This is a genomic window from Actinoplanes subglobosus (genome assembly GCF_042650585.1).
Taxonomy (GTDB): domain Bacteria; phylum Actinomycetota; class Actinomycetes; order Mycobacteriales; family Micromonosporaceae; genus Actinoplanes; species Actinoplanes subglobosus.
Map to the genome: position 1 here is coordinate 130,218 of NZ_JBHSBL010000032.1, position 6,083 is coordinate 136,300.

Annotated in this window: 3 protein-coding genes and 1 pseudogene; 2 read left to right on the plus strand and 2 right to left on the minus strand. The window is 72.0% G+C overall.

The window, feature by feature from the left end; all coding sequences use genetic code 11:
* Nucleotides 1–889: 889 nt before the first annotated feature.
* Nucleotides 890–1,324, minus strand: coding sequence for a hypothetical protein (locus ACFO0C_RS45515; RefSeq protein WP_378073115.1), 435 nt, complete (start codon nt 1,322–1,324; stop codon nt 890–892).
* Nucleotides 1,325–1,567: 243 nt separating this feature from the next.
* Nucleotides 1,568–2,377 (minus strand): annotated as a pseudogene (locus ACFO0C_RS45520) (SURF1 family cytochrome oxidase biogenesis protein); the annotation flags it as partial.
* Between the two features lie 138 nt (nt 2,378–2,515).
* On the opposite strand from ACFO0C_RS45520, the gene ACFO0C_RS45525 reads away from it, so the two are divergent.
* Together ACFO0C_RS45525 and ACFO0C_RS45530 are read left to right on the plus strand one after the other, a co-directional pair.
* Nucleotides 2,516–5,218: a cobyrinate a,c-diamide synthase gene (locus tag ACFO0C_RS45525; RefSeq protein WP_378073116.1), complete on the plus strand. Its 2,703-nt coding sequence runs from the start codon at nt 2,516–2,518 to the stop codon at nt 5,216–5,218.
* A 111-nt stretch (nt 5,219–5,329) separates the two neighbouring features.
* Complete coding sequence (locus ACFO0C_RS45530) at nt 5,330–5,962, plus strand: TIGR03086 family metal-binding protein (protein ID WP_378073117.1); 633 nt, start codon at nt 5,330–5,332, stop codon at nt 5,960–5,962.
* The last annotated feature ends 121 nt before the right edge of the window (nt 5,963–6,083 follow it).

Sequence of the window (6,083 nt, forward strand, 5' to 3'; positions counted from 1 at the left end):
GCCCTCCTGGGGGCGGTGATCGCACCCAGACCCGATGACGGGTACATCCGACGCCCTGTCGAAGGACGGCACGCGCACCCGACCCGGCGATGGGTGCGCTTGGCGTCCTGTCGGAGGGCTGTCCGGGTGCTCGGTGCGGTGTTGGGTGTGTCTGGCGTTCTGTCGGAGGGCTGTCCGGGTGCTCGGTGCGGTGTTGGGTGCGCTTGGCGTTCTGTCGGAGGGCTGTCCGGGTGCTCGGTGCGGTGTTGGGTGCGCTTGGCGTTCTGTCGGAGGGCTGTCCGTGTGCCCGGTGCGGTGTTGGGTGCGCTTGGCGTCCTGTCGAAGGGCCGCCCGGGTGCCCGGTCTGGCGTTGGGTGCGCCTGGCGTCTGGTCGAAGGACGGCACGCGCACCCGACCCGGCAACGGGCGCTTCAGACGGTCCTCGTCACGGGGGCGATCCTTGACGAGTCGACACGAACAGACAGGATGCGAAGTTCACCGGTGAACGCCCGCCCCGGCCTCTGAGTCTTCACCACCCGGAGTTGATCACGCGGGGCATGGAACCCGCGTCATGGCCGCGGTTGCCGCCGGTCGGCGTGACGAGGATGGCCGGGCATGTCACGACGCCTCCCCATCGGGGATGGCGAGTGCGGCTGCCGGGACGCCCCCCTTCCCGACGACCCATCCGCAGTATCGCCGCCCCGACCCGGATCCGGTCCGCCGGGCAGTTCCCTGTGTCCACAGTTGGGGTCGGTTTCCGGTCAGGACTGGTGCACCGTCGTGAAGCCTCAACCGCGTGGCCTTGCCCTGTCGCGGTGGTGAGGTCGCAGGATTCGGGTGCTGTGAACGTCAATCGTCGCCTCGGCGGCGGGAAACTCCGCTGACAGCCATGCCCCCGTCTGACCGCGTGTTACAGGGCGGCGAGGCTCCGCACGTAGTTGACCTGCTGGTTGATAGCGGTCACGTCGTCCTCGGTCCGGACCGGGACGCGTGACACGTACTGATGCTGGCCGCTCGTCACCGTCACGTTCACGGTTCCCTGCGCGACCGGCTCCTTGAACAGCAGGAAGAACAGGCTCAGGCCGCCGGTGAAGCAGATGCCGGCGAACGCGACGATCTTCGCCCACGTCGGGGTGCGCCGCTGACTGAGCCATTGGTCGGTGACCAGCCAGCGCGAGCCGGCGAGCGGCAGGTCACCGACCGGCGTACGCACCAGTGTGGAGGTGATCTGCATCTCTGCGATCTCCACGATCACCGGCCCGGACGGCTCCGGCGAACCCGGGGTGTCGGGCACGGATGCGGGCGGGGGCGGTGCGCCCCACGGATCACCCGACGGGAAGGTCATGCCGCGACACTAATCGGCGTCGCCCTCTGTCGCGAGGCGACGCTCGCTTCCCTCCACACGCTCTGTGGTGACGGTCGCCGGCGCGCCCGTCTCCGAAGCCCGCCGATCCGCCTCCGCAACCCGATCCCGAGCATCGGCCGACGCCACCCGGTCGCGGGCAGGACGGGTGTCGGCATCCGCCACCCGGTCGCGGGCAAGACGGGCGTCAGCGGCCGCCACCCGGTCGCCGGAAAGACGAGCGTCAGCGTCAGCGACCCGATCCCGGGGCCGGGCCGCGGGCTTGGCGGGCCGGACACCACCGGACGCCTCCTGCGCCTCCTTCCGCGCCTGCCAGCCGAACAGGACGTAGACCATGCCCGCGAAGATCCACCATTGGACGGCGTAGCCCCCGTTCTGCCAGGAGTCCTCGTGCGGAATGGGGATCGTCACGAACGCCGGATCGGCGACCGGAGTCTGCTCGGTCAAGAGGACGTATGCCCCGTACACCGGGAAAGGCAACTCGGTCGCCAGGCGCGGCAGGCTGATCCGCCGGGTGTCCAGGCGGCCGTCACGACGTTCCACCGGAGCGGGTCGGCTTTCCGACAGGTGTACCTGACCGACGACCGTGACCCGGCCGGTCGGGGCGGGTGGAACCACGGGTGATTCGAGTGCCCCGCCGTCCGGCGCGGGCACCCAGCCTCGGTCCACGAGAACGGCGGTCCCGTCGTCGAGGATCAGCGGGGTGAGAATCTCGAAACCGACCTTGCTGCCGACCGTCCGGCCGCGGGCCTGGATCTCGTTGGTCGGGTCGTAGCGACCGCTGACGGTCACCTTTGTCCAGGCCACGCCCTCGCCGGGGTCGGGACCGGGCGTGCCGGCCGCGGTCGGGGCCGCGAGTTTCGAGGTCAGCGGAACGGCGTCGACGATACTCGCGTCGTCGATCCGGGTATTGATGCCGGTCCGTTCCCTATAACGATCCAGCTGCCAATTACCGAGCATGACCATGACCACTGAGGCGACGATCGTGAGCGCGGCGGCACCCAGCCAGCGCGGGGTCAGCAGGAACCGGTACACCCCCTGAGGCTACCTGGCGAAGCGGTGGCTCCCTCCGCAGCCAGGTAGTCTGCGACATCCGGCAGTCGATAGAACACGTGGCGGCCGCCTGCGGAAACCTCGGGGGACCCATTGATCACCGCCCAGCCTCGTCTGGTCGTGAGCGCGCCGTCATCGGGCCACGGCAAGACGGCCATCGCCGTGGGGCTGCTCGCCGCCCTCAGCGGCCGGGGCATCCCGACCGCGGGTTTCAAGGTCGGCCCGGATCACACCGACGCCGCGTACCTGGGACTTGCCGCCGGCCGGCCCGGCCGCAACCTGGACCCACGCCTGGTCGGCGCGCAGCGTGTCGCGCCGCTCTTCGCCCACGGCGCCTCCGGCTCCCAGCTCGCCGTCATCGAGGGCGCGATGGGCCTGTTCGACAGCCTGACCGGCCAGCCGGAGATCGACGGCACCGCCTCGGTCGCCGCCGCCCTGCGCGCACCCGTCGTCCTGGTCGTCGACGTCGCCGCGATGGGCCACTCGCTGGCCGCGCTGGTGCACGGCTTCCGGATGTTCGACGAGATGGTCCACCTCGGCGGCGTGATCCTGAACCGGGTCGCCTCCGACCGGCACGAGCAGATGCTGCGCAGCGCCATGGACGACATCGGCATGCCGGTCCTCGGCGCCCTGCACCGTGGTGACCTGCCCAACACCCTCCCGGCCCGCACGCACGGCCTGGTCCCGGTGGCGCACCGGACCGTCGAGGCCGGGCGCGCGGTGCGGCGGCTCGGCGAGGCGGTCGCCGGTTCCCTCGACGTCGAGCGCCTGATGGCGCTGGCCTCCTCGGCGCCGCCGATCCCTGGCCCGATCTGGACACCGGCCGAAGCCGCCGGGGACGTGCAGTTCGATCACCGGCCGGTGATCGCCCTGGCCGGCGGCCAGGGCGCCCCCTACACCTATGTGGAGACCGCGGAGCTGCTCACCGCCGCGGGTGCGGACGTCGCGGTCGTCGATCCGCTCCGCGACGAGGCACTGCCGCCGGGCACGCGCGGGTTGGTGGTGGGCGCGGGACTTCCCGAGGGGTACGCGGAGGAGCTCTCCGCCAACCGCCGGCTCTGCGCGGCCGTCGCCCAGTTCGCTCGGGACGGCTGGCCGGTGATCGCCGAGGGTGTCGCCCTGCCCTGGCTCGGTCACGAACTGGACGGCCGGCCGATGTGCGGTGTCCTCGACGCGACCGCGACCACCGCCGAGCAGACCGTCGCCGGCTACCGCGAGGCCACCGCCCCCGGCACGTCGGTGCTGGCCCCGGCCGGTGCCCGGATCACCGGCTACAAGCAGCATCGTGCCGTCGTCACCCCGCGTGCCGGCGCCAACCCGGCGTGGACGTGGTCGGGCGGCAACCCGGAGGGTTTCGTGTGGCGCCAGGTGCACGCCTCACAGCTGGGCCTGCACTGGGCCGCCGCTCCGGAGATAGCCCGCCGGCTGGTCGCCGCGGCCCACGCCGGCCCGCACGGTGCCGCCGGCTCCGGTTCGCAGGGCGGCCCGCACAGCGGTTCCGGCTCCCAGAACGCCCCACACGGCGGCTCCGGTTCGCCGGGTCAGTCCGGCCCGCACGGGGGACCGGGTTCGCAGGGGCAGCCCGGTTCGCCGAGCGGACCCGGCCAGCCGCAGGGCATGCCGCCGTCCCAGCCGATGGGCGCTCCGTCCCAGCCGATGGGTATGCCGCCGGTGCCGCCTCCCGGTATGCCGTCCGGCCCTCCGCCGGGCGGGCCGTCCGGCCAGCCCGCCGGCATGCCGCCGCAGGGTGTCCCGGTCGGCCAGGGAATGGCCCCCGGCCAGGGTTCCCCCGGCGTCCCGCTGAACCCGCAGTCCGGCCTGAACCCGCAGTCCGGGATGCTGCCCGAGCCGGGCGCCATGCCCCCGGGCCAGCCGATGCCGGGCTCGGGAATTCCAGGCTCCGGGGTCCCCGGCGGAGGCGGTCCGGGTTCGGGCATCCCCGCATCCGGTTCCTCCCATTCCGGGTACGGTCCTCCCGCCCAGCCGACGCCCCAGGGCATGGCCGCCGGCCCCGGCAGTGGCATGCCGGATCAGCAGGCCGCAGCGGGCCAGCCGTTGTCGGGTCAGGTGCTGCCCCCGCTCCCGGGCTATCACGGCCATGCGTCGACGGACAGCCAGCCACCGTTGACCGGTCAGGTGCTGCCGCCTCTGCCGGACTACCACCCGCACGCTGACTTCCGCGCCCAGCCGGATTTCCAGGACTCCCAGGACTTCCGTGGTCGGCAGGACTTCCCGGACGATCAGGATTTCCAGGGCCGGCCGGACTTCCGCGGGCGCCAGGACCTCCCCGGCCATCAGGACTTCCCGGGCCAGGATTTCCCGGCCCCGCAGGATTTCCGTGACCAGCAGGATTTCCGTGGTCAGCAGGATTTCCCTGGTCAGCCCGGCGGCCCCGGCCAGCCCGATTACCCCGGTCCCGCCGACTTCCACGGTCAGGACTTCGCCGGCCAGCAGGACTTCGCGACTCACCAGGACCAGCGCGGCCAGCAGGATCCGCGCGGTCCGCAAGATTTCCGTGGCCAGCAGGATTTCCGCGGTCCGCAGGATTTCCGCGGTCCGCAGGATTTCCACGGTCAGCAGGATTTCCACGGTCAGCAGGATTTCCACGGTCAGCAGGATTTCCACGGCCAGCCCGGTAATCACGGTCCGGCCGGCAGCCATGGACCATCGGGGATCCACGGTTCGGCCGGTAACCAGGGACACTCGGATTTCCAGGGTCAGCCCGGTAACCACGGCCCCGGAATGCCGCCCGGTCAGCACCCCGCCCCGGGTTCGCACGGTGGCCCGGATGGTCACACGGCGGACCTCTCCGTGCACACCTGACCGATCCTGGTCGCCGGAAGCGGCCCAGCGTGCGAAAGGTCGTTTCGGCTCCTGCGAAAGTGTCGTACCCCCCTCGTACCGTGAGGTCTACGACAACCGAAGGAGGAGACCGTGGCCGACCGAGTGCCGCTGGATTTCGACCCGCCGGTTCGTCAGATCAGAGCGTTGCTGCTGGGCGTCGACGACCGTGATTTCGTCGCGCCGACCCCCTGCCCGGGCTGGACGGTCGCGGCCTTGCTCGATCATCTGATGGGCCTGTCCGTCGCCTTCACGATGGCCGCCCGCAAGCGCGCGGGGGTGCCCGGCACCGACGGCCCACCACCGCAGCCCTCAGCCGAGCACCTGTCACCACACTGGCGCAGCAGGCTCCCGGTGCTGCTGGCCGACCTCAGCATCGCCTGGCGAGATCCGGCCGCCTGGACGGGCACGGCGCAGGCCGGTGGCGTCACGCTCCCGGCCACGGCGATGGGCGCCGTCGCGATGAACGAGTTGGTGATGCACGGGTGGGATCTCGCGCGCGCCACCGAGCAGGACTACGCGGCCGATCCCCGGGCTTTGGAGGTCCTGGTCGAATTCCTCGGTCAGGGTCCCGCCGACGGCACTCCGGGCCTGTTCGGCCCACGGGTCCCGGTCGATCCCGAGGAGGATCTCCTGGCCAGAGCCGTCGGCCTGGCCGGCCGGGACCCATCGTGGCGACCACCCCGTCGCCGCCCGGTCCCGACCCACGCCGCAACCAGCGACTGAAGCACCGCCGACACCCGCTCACCGAGGCCGCCGCGCGCGGGCCTGGTTGGTGGCGGGCTGTCACGAAGCGTTGGTCGCGTGTGAGGGGGCTGGTGGGTGGCGGGTCCGGAGCGGTGGTCGC

Excerpts from the sequence above, each read along its gene's own strand:
- ACFO0C_RS45515 (WP_378073115.1), bottom strand. The coding sequence starts at position 1,324 with ATGACCTTCCCGTCGGGTGATCCGTGGGGCGCACCGCCCCCGCCCGCA.